Origin of the sequence: Psychrosphaera sp. B3R10 (genome assembly GCF_018861025.1) — a bacterium.
GTDB classification, from domain to species: domain Bacteria; phylum Pseudomonadota; class Gammaproteobacteria; order Enterobacterales; family Alteromonadaceae; genus Psychrosphaera; species Psychrosphaera algicola.
The window spans coordinates 1-24,555 of sequence record NZ_JAHKQH010000022.1 but is presented as its reverse complement, the minus strand read 5'-3'; the positions used below and the strand labels follow the sequence as shown (position 1 = coordinate 24,555).

The following is a 24,555-nucleotide window of genomic DNA, read 5'->3' as shown; positions in this document are numbered from 1 at the left end:
CCTATTGAAGCCGGCGTTCTTTTAACGCATGCCTCAAACCATCACCAACGATGTTAGTGGATAAAATACAAAGGAATAGCAATAAACCCGGTAACATGACTGTCCATGGATTCAAATAAAATACGTCTAAGCTATCCGACACCATAGTGCCAAGTTCTGGTTCTGGCGATTGTGCGCCAATTCCAATAAAGCCTAAAACGGCTATGTCGAGAATGGCCGAAGAAATCGCCATGGTTGAAAATATAATGATGTTTTCAACCAAATTTGGTAACAAAGCGTAATAAAATAAATGTGAAGGTTTGGCGCCATCAAGCTTATAGGCAATAATAAAATCTTTATTTAAGAGCTCTGCGACTTCAGTGCGAATGTGATGAATAAACTGCGGTAGCATCGCGAGTACAACGGCCCAAAACGTATTAGCGATCCCGGGACCTAATATTGCGACAATAACAATGGCAATGAGTAACGAAGGCATTGTTAGCGCGATGTCCAAAATGTGGTTTAAAAAACTAGAGCGAATACCTTTACTAAAACCTGCGAATACACCAATGAGTACCCCTAACGTTAGCGCCATAAAAACAGAAACTATGGCCAATCCGAATGAAAACCCTAATCCGTACAATACCCGAGTAAAGATATCTCGGCCTAGTGCGTCGGTTCCAAACGGAAACGCTATGGTCCCATCTGGGTGCCACGCTGGTGGCGTAAGCAATGACTCAGGATGCTGTGCAAATGGTGAGTAGGGGGCAAGCATAGGCGCAAATATTGCGACTAGAATAAAAAACAAAAATAACCAAGCTGCAACGAGAGAAAAGTGATTACTTTTAAACAAGCGCCATAATTGGTGGATTGGCGACGAGTTGTTAGGACTCGTAAAAAATCTAAATTTTTCCATAACCGTGTCTTCTCGCCAATGGGTCAAAAATCATATAAATAACATCAAATAAGATAGTGGCGACAAAGACCATCCCTGACATCGCTAAAATACCACCTTGTATTGCTGGGTAATCACGTTGATGAATTGCATCGACGAGCCATAAACCAACACCAGGCCAGGAGAAAATAACTTCGGTGACCATAGCAAGCGTGATCAAAGTACCAAAGTGCAGCCCCATCATTTGAATAACGGGCAACAAACCATTTCGTAAACCATGTCGTCGCAACACTTGTATATGAGACAAACCTTTTGCTCTAGCGGCTTTCACATAACTGGTGTTCATCACGTTTTTCATTGACTGGCGTGTTGTTCGTATCAAGACGGTTGTTGGGTAAGCAGCAAGAACAAATGTTGGGATTGCTAGATGGTTAACCGCGTCACCTAGGGCTTCGCGTTTATAACTCACATCAGACAGCAATATGTCGATGATCATAAACCCGGTTACGGTTGGAATGTCATAAACTAAACTTAGACGCCCTGAGATGGGAAACCAGCCTAAATTAATTGAAAAAACCAAAATCATTAACAAAGCTAACCAAAATATAGGCATTGAAAACCCAAATATCGACATAGCCAAGATGGATTTATCTAACCACGGTTTTGTCTCTGACGACGCTAAAATACCTAAAGGTATTGCAACGATAAAGCTATAGATTAATGCAAAGGTCGCGAGTTCAATGGTCGCGGGTAGGGCGTTAAATACCTGATCAAATATACTGGTGCCATTGGTGAAAGACTGACCCCAATTACCGTCAAACATTCGAATTAGGAAATAGAAGTATTGAACAATAACGTTTTGGTCGAGTTTATAGATACGAGCTAGTTCGGTGTATTCTTCGGCGGGGATTTCTCCAATGCCGGTCATATTACTTAGTACATCGCCGGGAAACATATAATTAAGGGAAAATACAAACGTAAAAACTGCGAATGTAATAAAAAATAGTAGCCAAACTTTGCGATAAACGTAATTAAACATTATTTCACCTTCTTAACGGCTTTTGAAAAATCAATGCCGCCATAAGGGTTAATATTAACCTGTTTAATGTAATCTCTGTGCACTTTATGTCTCACGGCATGGGCAATTGGAACCAATGGCGAATGTTCGAATAACACAGCTTCTGCGGCTTGGTAATAGGCCTTTCGTGTGTCGTGGTCTGTTATCGACAGCGCACTTATAATATTGCGGTCAAATTCATCATTACACCAGCCGCTCCGATTTGAGCCAGAAGAAGCCGATGCACAACTTAGCAGCGGACGATAAAAGTTATCCGGATCTGAGTTGTCAGCAAGCCAACCAATTAATACCGAATCATGCTCACCTTTTGCTAATCGCTTACGAAAGGTCCCCCAGTCGTAGGTGATGATGTTTGCTGTTATGTTAATTTTAGCCAAATTTTGCTGAAGAATTTCTGCCATTTTCCCCGCATTTGGATTGTAAACACGTTGTACAGGCATAGCCCAAATATCCATTTCAAAACCATCTTCATAGCCTTCTTGAGCTAACAACTCTTTGGCTTTCTCAAGTGAAAAAGGACGGACGTAGTTTGTATTGTCATAGGCCCACGACGTTGGCGGAACCAAACTATTTGCGGGTTCAGCTAAATCAAAATAAACGGCGTCGATAATAGCTTCTCGGTCAACAATGTAGCTTAGCGCTTTGCGCACATTGGCATTATCAAATGGTGGTACATTGGTATTAAAAGCCCAGTAACTGACATTCATAGACGTCGTTTCAACAATATCTATGCCTTTTTTACTATGTAAATAACCGACATCAGACGCCGTAGGGTAACCCATAACATCACATTCACCGGTTAGTAGTTTTGCTAAGCGTGAACTGTTGTTAGGCGTGATATCAAAAATGATTTGCTGTAATTCGCTGGCGGTTTGCCAATATTTTTCGTGGGCATGATAGCGAATGTGGTGGTCACGGTCATATTGCACAAACTTAAACGGACCGGTTCCAATTGGTTTGGTATCAATTTGGTCCTTATTTTCAGCTGCTTGCAATTGTTCTCCATACTCAGCCGACAATATAACTGCAAAATCCGTGGCCATGTTAGCTAAGAAGGATGCCTGTGGATCAACTAATCGAAATTCGATAGTTAAATCGTCTACCACGATGATTTGTTCAATTAAGTCACTGAGGCCGATGCCTTCAAAAAATGGGTACTGGCCCCCGCCAACATCGTGATAAGGATGGTCTTGGTGCAATATGCGAGAAAAGGTAAACAACACATCTTCACTGGTTAACGTTCGTGTTGGCGTAAAGTAATTGGTGGTGTGAAATTCCACTCCTTTTCGTAGGTAAAATCGGTATCGCATTGCGTCGCTAGAAACGATAACTTTACGTGCAATGTCTGAAACAACTCGGCCATTGGTGGGATCAATTTTAACTAAACGATTGTATATTTGCTGGGATACAGCGTCTATTGTTGTACCAGAAGTTACAAGTTGTGGATTAAAAGTCTCTGGTGAGCCTTCACTACAATATAATAAGGTTTTAGCTGCTAACTTAGAATCATCGTATTGGCCGCAGGCGTTTAGTAAATTACAAAACAATAACAACCACAGTCGTTTGTAATTACCACTTTTTACTACATGGGCCAAAACTGTTTTAATCATCGGAATTTTTATCCAATAAATTGTATTTTTTAAGATAACCACGTAATTGATGATAGGTGACTTCAAGTTGCTCGGCGGTCTTTTTCTGATTGTATTGGCAATGAGAAAGGGCGGTTGTGATTAAATCCACTTCAAATTCTTGACTCGCATCTTTGAAATTAAGCGGGAACGTGTGCTGAGGCTTGGTTGCGACAGGGGGTTGGTCAACTGTATCGTTCGCTGATATGTTAACGATTTCTTTAATCACTTGAGGCGCCGACTGACGGTCTTGTGTCTTGATGCGTTTTTCAGGACGATACGGACTATCAAATGGGTCTAAGACAATTTCATGTACAGGTACATGGGGATTTGCTGAGCGATAAACACTACGTTCAACCACGTTTTTTAACTCTCGTACATTACCAGGCCAATGATAGTCTAATAGTAACTCTTTGGCTCGACGAGAGAAACCACTAAATAGCTCCCAACCCAGTTCTTTTACCATAGAGATGGCAAAATGTTCGGCGAGCACCATAATATCTTCATATCGTTCACGCAGTGGAGGCAAGGTGATTACATCAAACGCTAAACGGTCTAGTAAGTCAGAGCGAAACTCACCCGACTCAGCTAATGCCGGTAAGTCTTCATTGGTAGCACACACCAAGCGTGTATCAATTTTTACTGTTTTAGTGCCCCCGACGCGTTCAAATTCGCCGTATTCTATAACTCGAAGCAACTTCTCTTGCACTAAGCCCGAGGTGTTCGCTAACTCGTCTAAAAACAATGTACCGCTGTTGGCACGTTCAAATCGCCCTTCGTGTCGTTTTCCTGCACCGGTAAATGCGCCGGATTCATGACCAAACAATTCACTTTCTAATAGGTTCTCATTTAAGGCTGCACAGTTAAGGGTAACGTAGTTTTGGTCCCAACGTTGTGAAAGGTAATGCAAGCGGGCTGCGATTAACTCTTTACCGGTTCCCCGTTCACCTATAATAAGAACAGGTTTATTCAAAGGGGCAAGTTGCGATACTTTTTCTAATACTTCTAAAAAACTATTGGCTTGTCCGATTAGATTATCTTTGTTTCTGAATTGGCTCATAATGCAACACTTGGTTAAAATGACTAATTGTTAGTGTATTTTAAAAACAACAAAACTTAAAGTTTTCCCTAAAGAAAATAAAAATTATTATAAAACATCGGGTTACAACTTCTGTAAAAAGTGGCAGGATATCTGAATGTATTACCCCAACTTGATAACAAGTCTTTATAAATGAGGTACGTATTATGGGTATTTTTTCTCGCTTTGCAGACATTGTGAACGCAAATATTAATTCACTTTTAGATAAAGCTGAAGATCCGGAAAAAATGGTCCGGTTGATCATTCAGGAAATGGAAGACACGTTAGTCGAAGTTCGCTCTTCTTCAGCACGCACTTTAGCCGACAAAAAAGATGTGGTAAGACGCATCGACAGACTGAAAGTCGAAACGGCAGATTGGCAGTCTAAAGCGGAATTAGCTTTGTCTAAAGACCGCGAAGACCTTGCTCGTCAAGCATTGTCTGAACGTCAACGTTGTGAAGAAAACGTGGCTATGTTAGACCATGACTTAGAGTCGCTAGACGAACAGGTTAATCGTCTTAAAGATGAAATTGGTCAGTTGCAAACTAAACTTGAAGATGCCAAAGCACGTCAAAAAACAATCTTGATGCGCGGCAAAACAGCCAGTTCACGTTTGAATGTGAAAACTAAACTGAACAGTGGCAAAATTAACGACGCATTGTCTCGATTTGAACAATACGAACGTAAAATTGATAATTTGGAAGCTGAAGTTGAGTCTTACGATTTAGGTAACAAGTCATTAGCAGACGAGTTTGCTGAGTTAGAATCGTCAGATAAAGTGAACAGTGAACTTGAAGCGCTTAAAGCTAAAATGAAAAAAGCGAAGAAAGACTAATAGAGTCTTTGGGGAGTAATTTATGAGCGACGTAGTCGGAATTTTAATCGCGCCAATTATCATCTTCATGATCTTTGTCGCACCGATTTGGCTAATTATGCATTACAGAAGTAAAAAGCAGGTTGGCCAGGGATTAAATGAGAACGAAATTGTTGAACTGCATGAGTTAGCACGAAAAGCCGAAATATTGGGTGAACGTGTTAAAACATTAGAGTCAATATTAGACGTAGAAGCGCCTGATTGGCGCAACAAAAACGCTTAGGAGTAGGGTATGACTAAATCAAATAAACAGCTAAATCGTATTCCTAGCAAAGGTAAAATAGCCGGCGTTTGTGCTGGTGTTGCAGAATACACCGGAATGGAACCATGGTTAGTCAGAATAGTCTGGTTTAGTGGTTTAGTCTTCTCAGGCGGGTTCTTTTTTATCGCTTATGTCGCGTGTTGGTTTATTTTAGACAAAGACGGCACGGTTTCAAGACGCAAGGATGGCCTAAAACAAGCTCAAGACCAATGGCACCGTTTTGATGAAAATGAAGATATCGACCGAGCCGTAGAAGTTAAAAGTAAAGTTTGGCAGTCAGGAGAACCACCAAAACAAGCTTTTAGAGACATTGCGAGACAGTTTGAAGGAATCGAACGCCGAGTTCGCAATATGGAAGGTTACGTTACTTCGAATGAATATACATTGAAACGAGAAATTAATCGTTTGTAGTAACAACCAAGATATTCACAATTTAAGAAATGGCCTAAGGGCCATTTTTTTGTACCTGAAGTTCAGTCACATCAACTGAAAGCGAACTATGAACTTCCTCTGCACTTGGTTGGAGATCCCTAATATCGCCGTGGCTCTTTTGGGATGACGTTTTTTGTTCTGGACTTTTGAGCCAATTTAAAAGTGAATTATGACATTCCTCTGCACTTGGTTGGAGATCCCTAATATCGCCTTGGCTCTTTTGGGATGACGTTTTTTGTTCGGAATTATGAGCTGATTGAAGTTGGATTATGAACTTCCACTGCACTTGGTTGGAGGTTCCAAATATCGCTCCGCTCTTTTGGAATGACGTTTTTTGTTCTGAAATTATGAGCTGATTGAAGTTGGATTATGAACTTCCTCTGCACTTGGTTGGAGGTTCCAAATATCGCTCCGCTCTTTTGGAATGACGTTTTTTTGTTCTGAAATTTTGAGCTGATTTAAAGCGAGTTATGAACGGCCTCTGCACTCGGCATGACTTTTCCTGCTATTCGGCATAACGACTTTTGTTATGGAAATACCACCAAAACCTAACCAGATGTAGTGTTTTTTTGTGTAAGTGTTTGAATTTAATTTAAATAGTAGGCGTGGTGTAACGTAATTATTACAGTGGGTGAGGTAACTATTTTCAAATTAGATTATTAACTCTACTCATTTTTTTGCAAAGTTCGGACTTTAATCACGATTGAATCGATGTGACAAAAGCGTTGCCCAGTTTTGGGCCGTTTTTATTAGAGGCAGAACATGAGCGTCAAAGCGAATAATAATAATATTGAAACCCTATGTATTCACGCTGGCAAAGTGAAAGGTGCCCATCAGGGAGCGCTAACTACGCCTTTATATCAGACCTCAACCTTTGTATTTGAAAGCGCGGAGCAGGGGGCAAGACGTTTTGCTGGTGAAGAAGAAGGCTATATTTATACCAGATTAGGCAATCCAACCACGCGCGAACTTGAATTAAAAATGGCAGCGATGGAAAAAATGGAAGATGCAGCAGCAACAGCGACTGGTATGGCAGCGGTGTCAGGTGCGGTGTTGAGTTTTCTGCAAGCGGGTGACCACGTAATTGTATCAAAAGCCATTTACGGTTGTTCATTTGCATTATTTAATCATCAACTGCCTAAATTTGGTATTGAGGTTACCTTTGTTGATATGGCCGATGATGCAAACTTATTGCCCGCATTAAAACCAAATACCAAAATGTTATTTGCGGAAACTCCAATCAATCCAAATTTAGAAGTGTTAGATCTGGCTAAAATTGGCGCGTTTTGCTTAGAGTACGATCTCATTTCGATTGTCGACAGTACGTTTATGTCTCCAGTGCTTCAAACCCCGGTGGATTTTGGCATCAACATAGTGATCCACAGTGCAACAAAATACTTAAACGGTCACGGTGATGTGGTTGCGGGAATTATTGTTGGCAGCGCTGAGCATATTGAAACTATAAAACTAACCATTCTAAAAGACATTGGTGGCACAATTAGCCCACACGATGCATGGTTAATATTAAGAGGTCTGAAAACCTTGCCAGTAAGGATGGACCGTCATTGCACAAATGGTCAGAAGTTAGCTGAATTCTTAGAGCAACATCCATTAGTGTCAAAAGTTTATTATCCGGGATTGCCATCGCATTCTGGGCATAAATATCTGGGTAAACAAATGCGAGGAGCCGGTGGCGTTGTGGGTTTTGAACTTAATGCAAATCTTGAAGAAGGTGCTCATTTTATTAATTCAGTCGAATTATTTTCAATAGCCGTGAGTCTAGGGGACGCTGAATCTCTAATCCAACACCCGGCATCTATGACACATTCACCGTATACCCAAGAGGAGCGTTTGGCCGCTGGAATTAGCGATGGCCTTATTCGCATTTCAGTTGGGCTAGAGCACGCAGACGACTTAATCGCCGATTTGAACCAAGCATTAAACAAAATTAACGAAGCACGAATGGTAACACCAAGTGCAACTGTATTAGGGTGCAGTTAATCATGAGCAAGCAATCAAGTTACGTTTCTAAGCTGTCGGACGAAACCGGTTTTATTAATTGGACAGACGAAGAAAATCAAATTTGGTCAGAACTAATGGCGCGACAAATGTCGTGCATTGAAGGCAAAGCCTGTGATGAGTTTTTTGCCGGTTTAGATAAATTACAGTTACCGACAGACCGTGTTCCGCAATTAAACGACGTGAGTAAAGTTTTACTCGAAACAACAGGTTGGCAATGTGCTGAAGTGCCGGCATTGATTAATTTTGAAAAATTCTTTCAGTTGTTGGCGGACAAAAAGTTTCCTGTAGCGACATTTATTCGTCGACGTGAACATTTTGATTACCTACAAGAACCCGATGTTTTCCATGAGATATTTGGTCACTGTGCGATGTTAACTAACCCTGACTTTTCTGAATTTACCCATAAATATGGATTGTTGGGACTTCAGGCTACTAAAGAAGAAAGGGTCTTTTTGGCGAGGTTATACTGGTTCACTGTTGAGTTTGGACTAATGCGACAACACGGTGAACTTCGGATCTACGGCGGTGGTATTTTGTCGTCTCCTGGCGAAACCGACTATGCATTAACCGCAACGCAACCTGAGCGATTTGATATGAATATACTGGACGTATTCCGTACGCCATATCGAATTGACATCATGCAACCTAAGTATTTTGTTATCGACGCTATTCATGATCTTTTTGATTTTTCAAAACTGGATCTTATGGAAATGGTTCGAGAAGCAATGAAACTGGGCATGTATGCACCAACTTTCCCGCCAAAGAGCGCAGCATAATTTGTCAGGTGAGCCTTTAGGTTCACCTTTTTGGAATTTATTCTTTACAAAATTGCAATAAAACTCTTTCTCCGTTGTCAATTCACGTTTACAATCCGAAAATATTACGTTTTTGTTTTATCAGTATTGGAGTAACAATGCGGCTACAGATTGCGTGTCAAGACCGTATGGGTTTGGCTAAAGAAATTTTAAACATTCTCGTTGAATACGATATCGACCTAAAAGGTATTGAGTTTGATCAAGCGACTAAATGTTTATATGTGGCATTTCCACAAATAGAGTTTGAAGCGTTTCAGCAAGTCATGGCGGCTATCCGTCGAGTCGATGGGGTAACAGATGTTAAAACCACAAACTTTTTGCCTTATGAACGCGAACACAACGAACTTGTAACCTTGTTGCGAATATTGCCAGATGGCGTTATTTCCATAGATAACAAAGGCAATGTGGTTACGGCCAATCAGGCCGCTTTAATTGACCTAGGTCGCAGCGAGTCTGAAATTGTTGGACAACCTGTGCAGGGGTTGCTTAAAGGGTTTAACTTTTTGAAATGGTTAGAAGGCAAAGAAGTTGTCGGCCAGACATTAAAGTTAACTGGCAATAACGAAGAATTTGTATCCGACATTTTGCCGATAAATGTCACAGATGAAGAAAACAACGTTCGCTTAGCGGGCGCCGTGGTTAACTTAAAATCACACAGTCGCTTAGGTCAACAAATCAACGCATTTAGAGACGACAATAACGAGTCGTTTGCCAATATCTTGGCCAACAGCACCAGTATGCGCCGGGTTATTCGTGAAGCTAAGAAAATGGCTCACCTTGATGCCCCAATACTTATTCAAGGTGAAACGGGTACAGGTAAAGAGCTGATTGCTCGAGCTTGTCATGACGCCAGTGAACGAAATGAAAAGTCGTTTTTAGCCCTAAGTTGTGCGTCATTGCCAGACAATGTTGCCGAATCTGAACTTTTTGGTTACGGCGCTAATGCCTACCCAGGTAGTGGCGAAGAAGGTAAACGTGGCATATTTGAACAAGCGGAAGGTGGAACGGTTTTCCTCGACGAAGTTGGCGAAATGTCCGCAGAGTTACAAACAAAGTTAATTCGCTTTCTACAAGACGGGACTTTCCGTCGTGTTGCTGATGAGAACGAAGTTAAAGTGGACGTGCGTGTAATATGTGCCACTCAAAAAGATTTGGCCAATATGGTTCAAGAACATACATTCCGTGAAGATCTCTACTATCGTTTAAACGTACTAAGTTTGCATATCCCACCATTGCGCGAACGAAAACAAGACATCTTGCCGTTGGCGCAACATTTTGTTCAGCGATTTTCCCATGAGCTGGGCAAACAAGCACCGACATTTTCCAAGTCGTGTTGTGAGTATTTACAAAATTACCCTTGGCCGGGCAATACACGCCAACTTGAAAATTCGGTTTATCGGGCATTAAGCTTGTTGGATTCTGATCTTATTGAAAAAGAAGCGTTGGAACTGCCGACTTATACCAATGAATTTGGTTATTTAGAGCAGGAATTTGAAGGATCGTTAGACCAAGCCGTAAAACGATTTGAAGCGAGCTTATTACGTAAGTTATATCCGGCATATCCAAGCTCTAGACAATTAGCCAAAAAACTTGGATTGAGCCATACAGCGATTGCTAATAAACTTCGTGAATACGGTATTAACAAAAAAAGTATCAAGGTTTAAGTTATGACATTGTTTGGGTATTGGCGTTCATCAGCCGCTTATCGAGTACGTATTGCGCTCAATTTAAAAGGCCTGCAATACGAACAAAAATCAGTACATTTGATTAAAGATGGCGGTCAGCAACATGCTGAGGATTATGCAGATTTAAACCCAAATAAGTTAGTCCCGACGCTGGTGGATGGAGAGTTTACGCTCAATCAATCATTGGCTATATTGGAGTATTTAGAGATAAAATACCCCAACATAAACTTGTTGCCAGCTAACTTAGCCGACAACATCAAATGCCGAGCCTTAGCGTTGGATTTGGCCTGTGATATTCATCCGCTTAACAATTTGCGGGTTTTGCAATATCTCACAGGGCCGTTGGCGCAAAGCGAAGAACAAAAAATGCAGTGGTATTTTAATTGGTTAGAGGTTGGCTTTACTGCATTTGAAAAAAGCATTAATAAAGTTGCAGGTAATTTTTGTTTTGGTGACCATGTCAGTTGGGCCGATTTATGTTTGATACCTCAGGTTTATAATGCAGAACGGTTTAACTTTGATATGTCGCCGTATCCATTGATACAGCGGGTTGTCGCCCATTGCAGAACATTGGACGCATTTACAAAAGCGGCGCCAGAAAATCAACCTGACGCCGTTTAAATGTCCAATTAAGCTAAAGTTTAGAACAGTGTTTGATTTATCATTGTTGCCTTAGTTTAGTTTTGTGGTAATTTTGTTTTCGATTTTTTAGATAGAGGGTTTGCCATTGATCAATGTATTGTTAGTTGACGATCATGAATTAGTCCGTACCGGTATAAGTCGGATAGTTAATGATGTTCGTGGATTAAATGTTGTTGGTGAAGCCTCATCAGGCGAAGAAGCGTTTCAGTTTTGTCGCACTCATACACCAGACGTTGTTTTAATGGACATGAACATGCCGGGGATTGGTGGTTTAGAAGCGACCAAAAAAATTATTCGATATTGCCCTGATGTGAAAGTGGTGATGTTAACAGTTCACACGGAAGATCCATTTCCATCAAAAGTCATGCAAATTGGCGCCCATGGGTTTTTAACCAAGATGACCCGCCCCGATGAGATGATCCAGGCGATTCGTTCTGTGCATGTTGGTCAGCGTTTTATTGCCCCAGAAATTGCTCAGCAGATGGCATTGAGCCAGTTAAATGGCGAAAAAAATGATAAACCATTTGAATTGCTATCTGAGCGTGAATTGCAAATTATGTTGATGATCACCAAAGGCGAAAAAGTCCAAGATATTGCCGAACAACTTAATTTAAGCTCTAAAACCGTCAATAGTTATCGCTACCGAATGTTTGAAAAACTCAATGTCGGCAACGACGTTGAACTTACCCATATGGCGATACGACATCGCATGCTCGACATGGAAAAACTCTAACCGCCACTATTGATTTTAAGCCATGGTTGAATTTGACTCAAAAGCCTTTCTAAATACGGTAACCTCACGTCCTGGGGTTTACCGTATGTACGATAATGATCAAACGGTCATTTATGTTGGTAAAGCAAAAAATTTAAAAAACCGCCTTACCAGTTACTTCCGAAAGGACGTCGACAGCGTAAAAACGCGCGCCTTAGTAAACCAAATAAATAACATCGAATTCACGGTTACCGACTCTGAAACCGAAGCACTGATTTTAGAAAACAACCTGATTAAAGAGTATCAACCTAAGTACAATATTTTGCTTAGAGATGATAAGTCGTATCCATATATTTTAGTCACTGATCACAAACATCCCCGCATTGCGATGCACCGTGGCGCCAAACGCCACAAAGGCGATTATTATGGCCCGTTTCCAAGTGCTGGTGCGGTTTGGCAATCGCTTAGGATCATGCAGAAAGTTTTTCCAGTGAGACAATGTGAAGATAATTTTTATAAAGTTCGAAGTCGGCCATGTTTACAACATCAACTAAAACGGTGTTCTGCCCCATGTGTTGAAGGTTATGTCACCGATCAGCAATACAGTGACCAAATCGATTTAGTTAAACAATTTCTCACGGGGAAAAGCCAGGCAGTTATCGATACATTAATCGGTAAGATGGAAGCCGCCAGTGTTGACTTAAACTTTGAAGAAGCCGCGTTTTTTCGTGACCAAATAATGGCGCTACGCAAAGTCACTGAGCAACAAAATGTCAGTGGTAATATCGACGAAATCGATGTTATTGCGGTGAGTATCGATAAGGGATTGGCATCGGCTCACGTTTTGTACATTCGAGATCAAAAAGTCCTTGGTAGCAAAAATTATTCACCAAAAGTGCCACCTAATAGCGAACCGAGTGAAATTGTCACGTCTTTTATTAGCCAGTTTTATTTAAATGGCATGGGCGGTCAAAATATTCCGAAACTCATTGTTGTCCCAGAAATTGCCGATGACATTGAAGAACTGCAAAAAGCGATTGCTTTAGAGCGAGACGCAAAGGTTGAATTAGTTAAGCCTCAACGAGGTGAGAAGTTTAAATATTATCGATTGGCGCAAAAAAATGCCGATATTGACCTTGCAGGTAAACTAGCCGATGGACGTGCAATTAGCAGTAAATACAAAGAATTGTGTGAACTGTTAAAAATCACTCAAATTAATCGAATGGAATGTTTTGATATCAGTCACACATTTGGCGAATATCCTATAGCATCTTGTGTGGTTTTTGGCCCTGAAGGTCCTAATAAATCTGAGTACCGACGTTATAATGTGAAAGGCGTAAAGGGCGGTGATGACTACGGTGCAATGGAATTTGCCATGAAAAAACGATTTGGCAAAGTATCATCAATCGATAATATCCCCGACATCTTATTTATCGACGGTGGTAAAGGTCAGCTTAACAAGGCAGAAGCCTTTTTTGCCGATTGGCAATTGGAAAAAGCTCCTATCATTGTGGGCATTGCCAAAGGAGAGGGCAGAAAGCCAGGTCTTGAGACTTTATATTTAAATGGCGGTGAAATTGAAGTTCATTTGCCAAAGGCCTCATCTGCATTGCATCTTATCCAACATATTCGGGATGAGTCCCATCGGTTCGCAATCACAGGGCACCGTGCAAAACGCGGTAAGGCCAAAACACACTCTGTACTGCAAGATATACCGGGGGTTGGTGCAAAACGCCGACAGGCGATTTTAAAGAACTTTGGTGGCCTGCAGGGCGTTATGGCAGCGACCGAAAAACAACTGAGTCAAGTCTCTGGTATCAGCCAAGAAATGGCAACTGAAATCCATAGCTTCTTGCATGATAAGGATTAAATAGGCATCATCGTAAGAGCCGACAATAACCATTCAATATGTAGTATTTTTTTATGTGGAATATTCCCAATATAATAACGTCTTTTCGAATTACCCTTATTCCTGTCTTGGTGGTGTTTTATTACCTCCCTGCAGTTCAGTATGAATGGAAGTACTTTGCTACGGCATTTGTATTTTGGTTTGCCGCAATTACCGACGCTCTAGACGGTTATTTGGCAAGAAAATTAGATCAGTCGACGCCATTTGGTGCGTTTTTTGACCCTGTAGCGGACAAAGTTATGGTCGCAGTGGCGTTAGTCATTGTGGTCGATGATTACTCAAATATGTGGGTTACCGTGCCTGCCGCGATAATAATTGGTCGTGAAATTGCAATATCAGCCCTGCGAGAGTGGATGGCTGAAATGGGCAATCGCGATTATGTTGCGGTGAGTATGGTGGGCAAGTATAAAACAGCTGCTCAAATGTTAGCGGTTATCGGCTTATTGTGGCACCCAAATGAATTTTGGGTTTTTGAAGGTTGGTTGTTAGGGCCGCTTTTAGATTTTGCAACGTATGCATTTTTATATTCTGCAACCGCCCTAACTATTTGGTCATTGGTGATTTACTTTAAGGCTGCTTGGCCATTTATTTCTGGCAAAAAAGCTTAATTTCAAGCCATATCAGTTAAAATTTCATCAAACAGACTGAAAAAGTCATTTTTATTTAAAATAGATATTGACTCAAAAAGGTTTGAATGTAGAATGCGTCTCCGTTGTCAGCGATGACAATGTGAAGTCAAAGTTTAGCATTTTATGCGAGTATAGCTCAGCTGGTAGAGCGATACCTTGCCAAGGTATAGGTCACGAGTTCGAACCTCGTTACTCGCTCCAAATGTTTTACTAAATGGCGGGTTGGCAGAGTGGCTATGCAGCGGATTGCAAATCCGTGGACCTCGGTTCGACTCCGGGACCCGCCTCCATGATTTCAGGTTTTAAAAAGTGTCGCCCGGATGGTGGAATTGGTAGACACAAGGGATTTAAAATCCCTCGCTCATAGAGTGTGACGGTTCAAGTCCGTCTCCGGGCACCATTCTTTCGTAAGGTAACTTACAGAGGAATGGGCAAAACATACGGAGTGCGAGTATAGCTCAGCTGGTAGAGCGATACCTTGCCAAGGTATAGGTCACGAGTTCGAGCCTCGTTACTCGCTCCAATTTTTTAAAACAGGCACCAGGCACAAGTAATACGGAGTGCGAGTATAGCTCAGCTGGTAGAGCGATACCTTGCCAAGGTATAGGTCACGAGTTCGAGCCTCGTTACTCGCTCCAAACTTCTTTTGGATAACAAGAGAGAGTTGGTACCGCCAACTATAAAAAACTGCCCAACAAATTGCCCGGGTGGTGGAATCGGTAGACACAAGGGATTTAAAATCCCTCGCTCATAGAGTGTGACGGTTCAAGTCCGTCCCCGGGCACCATTTCCCTTTTGGGAAATACAAAGGATTGCGAGTATAGCTCAGCTGGTAGAGCGATACCTTGCCAAGGTATAGGTCACGAGTTCGAGCCTCGTTACTCGCTCCAATTTTTTCGATAGTTTTGTCAAAATTGGGATTCATCTGCAATCTTCTTAATCTCACATACAATAATCAATTCTAATTTTTAGTTATAAATCTTTGATAAAATCAAATTAACTCGGCTTTTTTACGCTGTAGTGATTTAAATTTGTCGCAAAATAGATTACTTTAGCCACCTTTCAATTTTTAGATAACACCTTATGTTGATGTGTTGTCAGTAGTCAGAATTTAAATAAGAAGAGTTAGTCATGGGAAGAGCATTCCAAAACCGTAAAGATTCAATGGCCAAAACGGCTGCAATGAAAACTAAAATATATTCTAAATACGGCAAAGAAATATATGTCGTTGCCAAAAATGGCGGTTCTGACCCAGACGGAAATCTAGCACTTCGCAGCTTAATGGACCGAGCTAAAAAAGATCAGGTACCTGCGCACGTAATTAAAAATGCCTTAGATAAGGCCCTAGGCGGCGCTGGTGAAGATTATTCAGCGGCTCGATACGAAGGCTTTGGTCCAGGTGGTTGTATGGTCATAGTGGATTGTCTTACCGATAACAACAACCGAACTATCATGGAAGTTAGAAATAGCTTTACTAAAACAAACAGTAAATTAGGTGCTCAGGGATCTGCTGCACATATGTTTGACCACGTTGCGATTTTCCAATTTGACGGTGACGACGAAGATGTGGTACTCGAAGCGCTAATGAACGCGGATGCCGACGCTAACGAAATTGAAGTTGAAGATGGTAAGGTCACCGTTATTGCGCCGCATACTGAGTTTAATAAAGTTAAAGTCGCCCTTGAAGAAGCGTTTGAAGGCATTGACTTCGATACTCAGGAAATCTCTTGGGAACCTCAAACAATGACAACGGTATCAGGCGATGATGTTGCTGTGTTTGATAAATTTATGGATATGCTGAATGATTGCGAAGATGTACAAGATGTTTATCACAATGCAGAAGTTGAACGCTAATTTTTTATAGTAATTAAGTTGTTTAAAGTGATTCACTAATACCTTTAAACTAACTAAGTTAATTGTTGCTAAATAGTTAATTAAGAGCTGCTATTTGACTTTAAGAAGCCCTGCCGGTTGGCAGGGCTTTTTTGTATTCAGATTTCAACTGGCTCAAAAGCTCAAAACAAAAACCGTCATCCCAAAGCTTGTAAAATTAGTCAGCCACAGCAATATTAGGGTTTTCCAACCAAGTGCTGGGGAAACTACAAATTTCAGCGATGCTTACCCCATAGAAATGTTTAAACTTGATATCTAGCAATGAGTTAAGTAATTTGTTACAAATATAAAATAGTTAATAATAAACAATTTTCACATATAAAATAGTGGTTTGGAATGTAATGGTTGTGTATCTAAAAGGAAATTTGATGAAAAAAATACTAGTTACAAGTTTTAGCTTAGCGTTATCTTGGTCTGTGCAAAGCTCGGAAGTGGAAATATATTACAAAAACTTTTCCTTAACAGATACAGTAACGAATGAGGTCGCCCAAGGTATTAATGCCGTTGGTATCGAGGGGAACTTGTTTAATACTTTTTATTTTGAGTACGAAGCGCCACAGGGGAATGAACCAAGTAATCTATCTGACTATGTAAATAGAGTTACGGAACTCGAAGATTACAATGAAAAGATTACCGCTGGTTTAAAGCCATTAGCATTTCTCGATAGTGATCTGTTAAGTAACCTTTATGTCGAATATTCTAAAGACGTTTATCAGTTACAACATGAATCATATTCAAAGTATTACCTGCAAGAGCAGTTGTTTCTTGGGCGTTTTAGTACCAGTGAATCCACGGGCATAGGCGTGAGTTATGGGGTATTTCTTCATAATAATAAAAGAGAAATCATAAGTAACAGCAATGATTATTCGTCTGAAGAAGTTAAAGATGCTTATGGCCTTATGGTGCAATATAAAAGTATATTTATCCCATACCAGAATGGTTCGCCTTCAGGTTTTAGTCGTTATGGCACTGGGATCTTGATTGACGATATCAAAATTCAGTATCAATTTGCCGGTGGCGACGATTATTTTTATAGTGCCGGAATTGGGTTAGCCCATAGAAGTAAAGGTTTGAATTGGCACATTAAAGCAATTCTGGAAGGCACGACAGACACGGCAGTCGTTAAGTCTATTGCAGGTATTAGTTATAGCTTTTAAAGCTTAAAACAAGTTATGACGTTTCACAGGTGCATGTCGAATATTGCTCGACAGTTATAGAGTTACTATAGGTGTTGGGCATTTGGTTTTAATTGCTTTATTTAGTTACAAAAAACGTCCTCTGCACTTTGAAGGAGATCTCAAATATCGCTTCGCGATTTTGAGATGACGGGGAACATAAAAAACCGTCATACCCGTAGCTTGTAAAATTAGTCAGCCACAGCGATATTTGGAACCTCCAACCGGGTGCAGAAGAATGTCATAATCCACCTTAAATTTGCTCATAATAGTCAGAACAAAAAGTCATTGTTGAGCACAATTAAACGGAAAAAACGTCATCCCAAAAGAGCCACGGCGATATTAGGGATCTCCAACCAAGTGCAGAGGAACGTCTTAATCCACCCTAAATTGGCTCATAATTTCAGAAAGAAAAACGTCATCCCCTAGCTAGTAATAAGAGTCAGCCACAGAGATATTTTAACTAGCTAACTGTTGTCCCAGGAGTAAAGTTAGCAACACGTATTATCGCCATTAGATACATATTTGTTTGTGGGGGTTGGAATGGCTGATAATTGTTCCCATATAAGCTTTACAATAAATTTTAAAACGTTTATATAGTAAAAACGCATTGAGCTAGCTTGTGCAATTGGGAAGCCGAGGTAGGCTTTTTTATTCATATTTTGGTTAATAGATTTAACATCAACTACACTAATAGAATTAGTTAACTGTGTAGTTACGGATTTAGTTTAAATCCTATCTATTTTGATTTGTAGCGATATGGAAAGTAAATGAGATTAATCTCGAGTTATTTATTTCTAGCCTTTATATTAATTGCGAACTTCCCAAGTTCGCAAGGCGGCAGCTATGGTCATCAATATCAAATACTAGAGACAACAATTAATGCCACTTTATCATGTGATATTGATTCTCTTGGCTCTGAAGAATTTGAAGACAAGTTCTTTTTATCGAAGTTTGATTTTGAGTTGTCAGCACAATGTTGCACTTCTCCTGCTTCTATCATCACTTTTCACAACCCTCCAACTCAACGAGATTATTTAATCCGCGCACCACCTCTTTCTTTGACTAGTTAATCTGTATTTGGGAAAAACTCCCGACAATTATTAATTATATTAGGTACAAAGAAATGAATAAATTATCGTTTTTATCATGCGATCGCGTGTCGCAAATAGAATGGCCTTGCCAATCATTAGCCGTTTCTATGCATAGTAAAGCTACAGAAATCACAACTGACTTTAAGCTAAACAGCCCACTTGTAATCGACTCAAACACGAAGGCGGTCGAAGCTGAATACATTATGAAAAAAGCTCATGTTAAATTACAACTCGTGTTAGATGAGCACAGTAATTTTATTGGAACATTGAGTTTTAATGATTTAAATAATCAAGAAATCGTAAAAAAGGTCGCACGAGGTGACGTTAGATCGGAACTTCGTGTCGCCGACTTTATGCGCTTTAAAGCGCATTTGAAATCGATTGATTGGGCTACGTTAGAACAAACATCGATTCGATCCCTCGTTCAAACTTTAGCAAGCTGCACAGAGCAACATATCTTAGTGACAGATAATGATGGCAATACGTTAAGGGGATTAATTTCTGCCTCTGATGTTGCAAGAGCATTACATCTTGATGTCGACTTAAATCTGCCAGTTAGCTTTAGATTAGTAAATAACGCAATTCATATTTTAGACAAACATGCAGCTTAAGTATTTAAAAATAAAGGAGTTCTCTCCCAAAAGACAAAATTGTCTTTTGGGAGGGGGTGTATGAACGTCATTGTTTTGCAATATGCCAGTTCACGTGCCGACCTTATTAGAAATTCAGCAAGGACATTAGCCAATAAATTTAAAGCCGCCCAAACGACCGTCGAAGTGGTGTGCTCATATATAGACAATGAAAATGTATATATGAGTAAAATTAGTTTATTTAATAATGGGACCTTGCTCAATTGCAGTATGGGAGTCGATAGCGATGAACTGACAGCTTTTGAGATAGCGGTAAATTCTATACGAGCAATTAGTCCTCTTGGCAAGTCGTGGACGATCTAATTTGTCCACTATCTTGCCAAATTCGTATTTTTAAACGACTCAATATCGCTCTGTTTTAGAAAATAAAATGTCTTACATATTGTCGTGGAGCGTGCACAACACATGCTTTTAACTAATGAAAAATTAACATTTATGAGTGTTGGGTGTTAATCATTTCAATAAAAGGATAATTATGACTAATTCTAAATGCCCTGAATGCAGTAAGAACGTAGGTTGGAATCGACTATTTTTATCATCGGATATGAAGTTATTTAGTTGTAAAAATTGCTCTGCGTTACTAAAAATAAAACGAAAATTTAGTGACAGACAAATTATCTATAGCGCATTGCCATTCTATGTATTAGCAACATTCAATATTGTTTTAGAACAATCGCTGTTTTCCCTGCTACTTTTTATTGTCGTTAACATTATTTGGGCGTCGCTTTTTATTCGATTTACAAGCGTTGAAATTGCAAACTCAGTCGACTCTAATGCGAGTAGTACGTTGGAATAATCAAAACTGGTCCTGAACAATACTTAAGGTTATGTAAATGAAGGGGGCAGTTTGACCGTTTTACATTATGTTTGACGCATTTTTGCCTTTTTAATCGCAGTCTAAACCTAATTAACGTTAGGTTAAATTGGATCTCCTTGTCAGAATTAGGCAAATAGGTTGGTTGTTTTTTAGACTGTTTAGTTAAGATCTTCATTATTGATAGAACTTATTGCTCTACCATTTAATCCCTATTTTATTTTAAATTGCTTCAAAGCGAGTAAAACCGCGTTTGTCTTCTATTTTACTTAAAATTAATTTTGTGTGTTTAGTGAGTTGTTAAATCCTGAGTAAATTTAGACGTTTGCGAATTCTATGATCTCTATCTATTTTTTCATTAGTTGAAATTTTTTTAGCTATATCCGTAATAGTAGAGTGAAGGACATACCATGTCAGCCTTAAATATCCGCCCTGAAAATTCAAAACTTGTTAAAACGACCATTGCCATTGCTGTGTCAGCAGCATTGATCCCAAACGCATTTGCTGGTGAAACAGTCGATTTAACGAATAGTACGGTTAATTCAACGACAAACGGCGCGACAGTGTCGGGGGATAAATCGACAGTGACCGTTCTTAATGGACAGACCATTATTAACTGGGACACGTTTGGCCTCGCAAATACCGAGTCTATCGATTTTAACAATAGCCAAGGCACGATGACAGGGACTGTCGTATTGAACAGGGTCATTGGTTCCGACTCCTCATTAATTGACGGTACAGTGACCACTTCCAATATTGAATCTTTAATTTTTGCCAATGCTAATGGCATCACTGTTGGGGATAACTTTGTCAATACGGGGGCCGGTACGAGTAACTTGTTGTTTTCAACAAAAGACATTTCAAGTTTGAGCGGTTATGACTCTGCAGCTGATAATTTTGGATTGACGTTAGGCACAGACAATAATGCTGATCTGATCGTAAATGGCACGATCAGCACCATAGAGCCGGCAAACTATAAATTAGGATTGGTTTCTGGCAACGACGTTATCATAGGCGCGAGTGGTGACGATGGCGACAAAATAGCGACAAGTTTTTTGACCATTACAGCTGACGGAGCAGTGAATGGCGCCAATAGTACATTAGATGTAGATGGCGAAGTGTCGATAAGTGCGGGCGGCGACGTATCGATTAACACCATTAAATCAGCGCCATTATTTATTGATGCCGGTGGCAACATCACAGTTGATCAGCAACAAGGTGTGCTAGAAGTCGGTCAGTTAGAAGGGGCGAATATAGACATTACGGCATCGCAAGTCATTGTAGAAGGTTCCGTGGAATTAAACTTGCCAATAACGGCAACAACGGATGCACAGGTTGCGACAAATACGTCTTTTTCAGGCGACGAAAACTTTATATCCAACGGAACGATCACGATAAACAGTAACGACATTGCATCAAATGACTTGACCGTTGGCTCAAGCGGTAATGCACTTTCTATCAAATCTACAGGTGGCACGCTTACTACGACAGGAGCAACCGTTGGCGATTTATACTTTGAACTTGATGGTAGCTTAAACCTTGGTGACGTCGCTACAGATGGCGATATTGAAATCACAGAACAAGCCGGGGCAACATCATCTTTGAACCAAACGGGCACAATATCTCTTAATACATCAGGTGCTTCGGTACTTGATTTTTCAGGTGTGGATGTCACAGGATTAGATGTTACGAAAACCGGCGGTAGCCTTACAGTTAATGCTAATGATCTTACATTTGGCGACACAATAAACGTAACTGGCAATACATTAACCTTAGATGCTAGTGGAACAATAACAGGCGTGGCTGGTAATGATGTAACGGCCAATAAACTTGTATTAGATGGTGGTGCTAGTACGGCTGGGGATTTAGATACAACGGTTGGGGTATTGGATCTAACCGATGTTAGTTCGGTTAATGTGGTTAATAGTGGCGACATATCCATTGGTGCGTCAAACATCAGTGGTGATGCCACTGTTGATGTCGCAGCAGGCGATGACATATTGGTGAACAACTTGGTTGATATTGAGTCCGGTGGTTCGCTTATTTTAACTTCAGGCGACAGTGCGGGCGAAATTACCATAAGTGGTGCCATTACAGGTGATGACGCAACGTTGACACTTGAGTCTGACAATTTAACCATTAATAGCGCTATTAATACTTCAACGACAAACATATACACACAAACAGCTAATGGCACGATTGATTTAGAAAACTCATTAAATGCTAGCAGTACATTGGAACTGGGCGCGGCAAGTGTCACAAACTTATTTAGCGACTCCGCTGGTTTAGACCGAACAATAAATATAGGTGAAGCCGGAAATACAGGCGCGGTGACTATTTCAGAAACAATTACAAATAGTAATGCAGAATTAAACATTACAGGCGGGAACGTCTCTATTTCGGCGGCAACGACCACCGATAGCCTAACCGTAGAATCCAGCGGTACAACGACGAGTACCGGTAAACTCACTGCAAATGAAATATCAATAACGGCTTCTGGCGATGTAAATATCGTCACCGCGGCGACGGATATTGAAGTTGACGCAGGAGCTGGCGACATAACCATTTTAGAAGATGATGATATTAATCTGCACGATATTGTCACAACGAGTACCAATTCAACAGCGCTAGACATCACGTCAACAGCTGGCTCAATTACTTCAGAAGACGCAACATCAATAGGTGTCACAGGTGGTGAAATAGCACTTTCGGCAGGCAACGACATCGATGTCAATGTAACAGGCAATTCAACATTTAATTCGTTGTCTGATGGTGGTGATATTACGATTACATCAGATACCTCAAATGTGACATTTGGTGATGATGTGGGTGACACAGGTACCTTGTCTGTTACCGGACTCACGATTAACTCTGCAAATAATATAGATACCGGTGATGACGCAATAACGATTTCCGGTGATCTTGATCTAACAGCTGGTTCTGCACTTTTGGTCGGTGGTGCGATTTCTGCCACAGGCAGTGTTGATCTTTCTGGTGGCACAGTAGAAGCTGCTGCGATTACATCGGACTCAGATACAAGCGGTGGCGATGGTGACATTACGCTTTCAGCAGCAACAGACTTTACACTAAATGGTTCAGTAACCAGTAATAACAGTGACATAACGGTTAAAGGCAATAGTGACAGTGTGACCTTAGATCTAGGAACAGCAGGTTCTGGCAATCTAAACTTGACCCAGAGCGAATTGGATCTATTACAAGCCGGAACGGGTGAAATTACGTTTGGAATGGAAACCGGTGGCGCGATTTCAATCGACGGTGTCGATCTTAATACAACAACCACTCACGCTGGCATTAACGTTTTAACGGCGGGCGCACTGACGACTCAAAATGCATTGGATTTAGGTAGTGACGCACTAACAATTGCTGCTGATAGCATTGTGAATACAGGCAGTACCGTGATCACTGCGGGTGATGTTGAATTAGTGGTGACTAATGACGCAGATTTGAGTGGAATTAATCTTATTTCCGGTTCAGTTTCTGGAACCACAGGTGGCGCTTTATCTGTTAATAATGGTCAAGGACTTGATTTTGGCGTGACGACAGCCGATTCGATTTCTTCAACAATTACGGGCGCTGGTGGCATAACTGACTCTGGAACAATAACTACGGGGGACGTGACGTTAGCAACGTCAGCCACCAACGGCTCAGTAATATTAGATGATGACAGCAACGCGCTAAGTGGCACAGTTACGATAGCGGCGGGCACAGGTGACATCACGCTGGATAATGATGCGACGGATTTAGCCTTAGTGGTCACGAGCGGTAATGATGTGACGATAGAAGATGCGGGCATGGTTGACCTGCAAGGGTCGGTAGGCAATAACTTATTGGTGAGCAGCTCAACGGGTATCACTGATAGCGGCACATTAATGGTGGCGGGTACGACAGGATTAACCACCACAGGCGATGGCAGTGTGGTGCTTGATGGCGATACAAATGCCTTAACGGGTGTGGTGACGGTATCAAGTGGCGCGGGCGATATTACGCTGGATAATGGCACAACGGCACTGAGCTTGGTAAGCACATCAAGTGGCATGGTGACGATAGAAGATGCGGCGGCATTGGCGGTTGAAGGGTCAATGGGCAGCTTTGTTGTGACAGAAGCCGACAGTGTAACGGACAGCGGTGCGTTAGCGATAACAGGGGCGAGTACGATAGATACGAGCGGCGCCAATGGCTCGGTGATATTGGATGAAGATACGAATGCGTTAGGCGGCACGGTGACGGTGAGCAGTGGCTCAGGGGCGGTGACGTTAGACAATAATAC

22 protein-coding genes and 7 tRNA genes are annotated in these 24,555 nt (G+C 41.0%); 24 read left to right on the top strand and 5 right to left on the bottom strand.

Translation table 11 applies throughout. From position 1 onward, the window contains the following. Position 1: 1 nt before the first annotated feature. The 4 genes from KO525_RS07310 to pspF are packed head-to-tail and all read right to left on the bottom strand — an operon-like array spanning position 2 to position 4,640. Complete coding sequence (locus KO525_RS07310; RefSeq protein ID WP_215963140.1) at positions 2-895, bottom strand: ABC transporter permease subunit; 894 nt, start codon at positions 893-895, stop codon at positions 2-4. Beyond that, complete coding sequence (locus KO525_RS07305; RefSeq protein WP_215963176.1) at positions 882-1,916, bottom strand: ABC transporter permease subunit; 1,035 nt, start codon at positions 1,914-1,916, stop codon at positions 882-884. The genes KO525_RS07310 and KO525_RS07305 overlap by 14 nt, the downstream gene beginning before the upstream one ends. Continuing rightward, a complete protein-coding gene (locus KO525_RS07300) occupies positions 1,913-3,562 on the bottom strand; it encodes an ABC transporter substrate-binding protein (RefSeq protein ID WP_215963139.1) in 1,650 nt (549 codons plus the stop codon). Before KO525_RS07300 ends, KO525_RS07305 begins: the two co-directional genes overlap by 4 nt. Beyond that, on the bottom strand, positions 3,555-4,640 hold the full coding sequence (gene pspF, locus KO525_RS07295; RefSeq protein WP_215963138.1) for a phage shock protein operon transcriptional activator: 1,086 nt from the start codon (positions 4,638-4,640) through the stop codon (positions 3,555-3,557). Before pspF ends, KO525_RS07300 begins: the two co-directional genes overlap by 8 nt. 185 nt (positions 4,641-4,825) lie before the next feature. On the opposite strand from pspF, the gene pspA reads away from it, so the two are divergent. Genes pspA through pspC form a run of 3 tightly spaced genes read left to right on the top strand, consistent with a single transcriptional unit; the run spans position 4,826 to position 6,206 of the window. Further along, positions 4,826-5,494 carry a phage shock protein PspA gene (gene pspA, locus KO525_RS07290; protein ID WP_215963137.1) on the top strand — a complete coding sequence of 223 codons (669 nt, stop codon included), beginning with the start codon at positions 4,826-4,828 and terminating at the stop codon, positions 5,492-5,494. 22 nt (positions 5,495-5,516) lie between these two features. Then, on the top strand, positions 5,517-5,756 hold the full coding sequence (pspB, locus tag KO525_RS07285) for an envelope stress response membrane protein PspB (protein ID WP_215963136.1): 240 nt from the start codon (positions 5,517-5,519) through the stop codon (positions 5,754-5,756). Between the two features lie 9 nt (positions 5,757-5,765). Beyond that, positions 5,766-6,206 carry an envelope stress response membrane protein PspC gene (pspC, locus tag KO525_RS07280; RefSeq protein WP_215963135.1) on the top strand — a complete coding sequence of 147 codons (441 nt, stop codon included), beginning with the start codon at positions 5,766-5,768 and terminating at the stop codon, positions 6,204-6,206. Positions 6,207-6,240: 34 nt separating this feature from the next. Here pspC and KO525_RS07275 read toward each other — a convergent pair whose 3' ends face one another. Continuing rightward, entirely contained in the window at positions 6,241-6,513 is a 273-nt protein-coding gene (locus tag KO525_RS07275) for a hypothetical protein (protein ID WP_215963134.1), read from the bottom strand. 476 nt (positions 6,514-6,989) lie between these two features. Between KO525_RS07275 and KO525_RS07270 the strand changes: the two genes are divergently transcribed. The 21 genes from KO525_RS07270 to KO525_RS07170 all read left to right on the top strand — a co-directional run. Then, a complete protein-coding gene (locus tag KO525_RS07270) occupies positions 6,990-8,228 on the top strand; it encodes a PLP-dependent aspartate aminotransferase family protein (RefSeq protein WP_215963133.1) in 1,239 nt (412 codons plus the stop codon). Positions 8,229-8,230: 2 nt separating this feature from the next. Next, complete coding sequence (phhA, locus tag KO525_RS07265; protein WP_215963132.1) at positions 8,231-9,025, top strand: phenylalanine 4-monooxygenase; 795 nt, start codon at positions 8,231-8,233, stop codon at positions 9,023-9,025. A 137-nt stretch (positions 9,026-9,162) separates the two neighbouring features. Further along, positions 9,163-10,728 carry a transcriptional regulator TyrR gene (gene tyrR / locus KO525_RS07260; protein WP_215963131.1) on the top strand — a complete coding sequence of 522 codons (1,566 nt, stop codon included), beginning with the start codon at positions 9,163-9,165 and terminating at the stop codon, positions 10,726-10,728. Positions 10,729-10,731: 3 nt separating this feature from the next. Further along, positions 10,732-11,370, top strand: coding sequence for a maleylacetoacetate isomerase (maiA, locus tag KO525_RS07255; RefSeq protein ID WP_215963130.1), 639 nt, complete (start codon positions 10,732-10,734; stop codon positions 11,368-11,370). Positions 11,371-11,476: 106 nt separating this feature from the next. After that, entirely contained in the window at positions 11,477-12,124 is a 648-nt protein-coding gene (gene uvrY, locus KO525_RS07250) for a UvrY/SirA/GacA family response regulator transcription factor (RefSeq protein ID WP_215963129.1), read from the top strand. Between the two features lie 22 nt (positions 12,125-12,146). After that, the gene (gene uvrC / locus KO525_RS07245) at positions 12,147-13,973 is read left to right on the top strand and encodes an excinuclease ABC subunit UvrC (RefSeq protein WP_215963128.1); all 1,827 of its coding nucleotides are present in this window, start codon (positions 12,147-12,149) and stop codon (positions 13,971-13,973) included. A 53-nt stretch (positions 13,974-14,026) separates the two neighbouring features. Then, a complete protein-coding gene (pgsA, locus tag KO525_RS07240) occupies positions 14,027-14,620 on the top strand; it encodes a CDP-diacylglycerol--glycerol-3-phosphate 3-phosphatidyltransferase (protein WP_215963127.1) in 594 nt (197 codons plus the stop codon). Between the two features lie 146 nt (positions 14,621-14,766). Further along, a tRNA-Gly gene (locus tag KO525_RS07235) sits at positions 14,767-14,842 on the top strand. A 15-nt stretch (positions 14,843-14,857) separates the two neighbouring features. Further along, positions 14,858-14,931: transfer RNA gene (locus tag KO525_RS07230), tRNA-Cys, on the top strand. A gap of 24 nt (positions 14,932-14,955) precedes the next feature. Next, positions 14,956-15,041: transfer RNA gene (locus tag KO525_RS07225), tRNA-Leu, on the top strand. A 47-nt stretch (positions 15,042-15,088) separates the two neighbouring features. Beyond that, positions 15,089-15,164: transfer RNA gene (locus KO525_RS07220), tRNA-Gly, on the top strand. Between the two features lie 39 nt (positions 15,165-15,203). Next, positions 15,204-15,279: transfer RNA gene (locus KO525_RS07215), tRNA-Gly, on the top strand. A gap of 63 nt (positions 15,280-15,342) precedes the next feature. Next, positions 15,343-15,428, top strand: a tRNA-Leu gene (locus KO525_RS07210). A gap of 27 nt (positions 15,429-15,455) precedes the next feature. Beyond that, a tRNA-Gly gene (locus tag KO525_RS07205) sits at positions 15,456-15,531 on the top strand. 241 nt (positions 15,532-15,772) lie between these two features. Beyond that, complete coding sequence (locus KO525_RS07200; RefSeq protein WP_215963126.1) at positions 15,773-16,495, top strand: YebC/PmpR family DNA-binding transcriptional regulator; 723 nt, start codon at positions 15,773-15,775, stop codon at positions 16,493-16,495. A 407-nt stretch (positions 16,496-16,902) separates the two neighbouring features. Next, complete coding sequence (locus KO525_RS07195; RefSeq protein ID WP_215963125.1) at positions 16,903-17,691, top strand: hypothetical protein; 789 nt, start codon at positions 16,903-16,905, stop codon at positions 17,689-17,691. A gap of 788 nt (positions 17,692-18,479) precedes the next feature. After that, positions 18,480-18,782 (top strand): hypothetical protein, encoded by a 303-nt coding sequence (locus tag KO525_RS07190; RefSeq protein WP_215963124.1) that lies wholly within the window; start codon positions 18,480-18,482, stop codon positions 18,780-18,782. A 53-nt stretch (positions 18,783-18,835) separates the two neighbouring features. Continuing rightward, complete coding sequence (locus tag KO525_RS07185; protein ID WP_215963123.1) at positions 18,836-19,414, top strand: CBS domain-containing protein; 579 nt, start codon at positions 18,836-18,838, stop codon at positions 19,412-19,414. A gap of 60 nt (positions 19,415-19,474) precedes the next feature. Beyond that, complete coding sequence (locus tag KO525_RS07180) at positions 19,475-19,756, top strand: hypothetical protein (protein ID WP_215963122.1); 282 nt, start codon at positions 19,475-19,477, stop codon at positions 19,754-19,756. A 172-nt stretch (positions 19,757-19,928) separates the two neighbouring features. Next, on the top strand, positions 19,929-20,249 hold the full coding sequence (locus tag KO525_RS07175; protein WP_215963121.1) for a hypothetical protein: 321 nt from the start codon (positions 19,929-19,931) through the stop codon (positions 20,247-20,249). 428 nt (positions 20,250-20,677) lie between these two features. Continuing rightward, the coding region (locus KO525_RS07170) for a filamentous hemagglutinin N-terminal domain-containing protein (protein ID WP_215963120.1) at positions 20,678-24,555 on the top strand (3,878 nt) is incomplete at its 3' end.

Bases quoted from the DNA above. Each gene is read 5' to 3' on its own strand.
- KO525_RS07310 (WP_215963140.1), bottom strand. From the start codon at position 895: ATGGAAAAATTTAGATTTTTTACGAGTCCTAACAACTCGTCGCCAATC.
- KO525_RS07300 (WP_215963139.1), bottom strand. From the start codon at position 3,562: ATGATTAAAACAGTTTTGGCCCATGTAGTAAAAAGTGGTAATTACAAA.
- pspF (WP_215963138.1), bottom strand. From the start codon at position 4,640: ATGAGCCAATTCAGAAACAAAGATAATCTAATCGGACAAGCCAATAGT.
- pspA (WP_215963137.1), top strand. From the start codon at position 4,826: ATGGGTATTTTTTCTCGCTTTGCAGACATTGTGAACGCAAATATTAAT.
- pspB (WP_215963136.1), top strand. From the start codon at position 5,517: ATGAGCGACGTAGTCGGAATTTTAATCGCGCCAATTATCATCTTCATG.
- pspC (WP_215963135.1), top strand. From the start codon at position 5,766: ATGACTAAATCAAATAAACAGCTAAATCGTATTCCTAGCAAAGGTAAA.
- KO525_RS07270 (WP_215963133.1), top strand. From the start codon at position 6,990: ATGAGCGTCAAAGCGAATAATAATAATATTGAAACCCTATGTATTCAC.
- phhA (WP_215963132.1), top strand. From the start codon at position 8,231: ATGAGCAAGCAATCAAGTTACGTTTCTAAGCTGTCGGACGAAACCGGT.
- tyrR (WP_215963131.1), top strand. From the start codon at position 9,163: ATGCGGCTACAGATTGCGTGTCAAGACCGTATGGGTTTGGCTAAAGAA.
- maiA (WP_215963130.1), top strand. From the start codon at position 10,732: ATGACATTGTTTGGGTATTGGCGTTCATCAGCCGCTTATCGAGTACGT.
- uvrC (WP_215963128.1), top strand. From the start codon at position 12,147: ATGGTTGAATTTGACTCAAAAGCCTTTCTAAATACGGTAACCTCACGT.
- pgsA (WP_215963127.1), top strand. From the start codon at position 14,027: ATGTGGAATATTCCCAATATAATAACGTCTTTTCGAATTACCCTTATT.
- KO525_RS07200 (WP_215963126.1), top strand. From the start codon at position 15,773: ATGGGAAGAGCATTCCAAAACCGTAAAGATTCAATGGCCAAAACGGCT.
- KO525_RS07195 (WP_215963125.1), top strand. From the start codon at position 16,903: ATGAAAAAAATACTAGTTACAAGTTTTAGCTTAGCGTTATCTTGGTCT.
- KO525_RS07190 (WP_215963124.1), top strand. From the start codon at position 18,480: ATGAGATTAATCTCGAGTTATTTATTTCTAGCCTTTATATTAATTGCG.
- KO525_RS07185 (WP_215963123.1), top strand. From the start codon at position 18,836: ATGAATAAATTATCGTTTTTATCATGCGATCGCGTGTCGCAAATAGAA.
- KO525_RS07180 (WP_215963122.1), top strand. From the start codon at position 19,475: ATGAACGTCATTGTTTTGCAATATGCCAGTTCACGTGCCGACCTTATT.
- KO525_RS07175 (WP_215963121.1), top strand. From the start codon at position 19,929: ATGACTAATTCTAAATGCCCTGAATGCAGTAAGAACGTAGGTTGGAAT.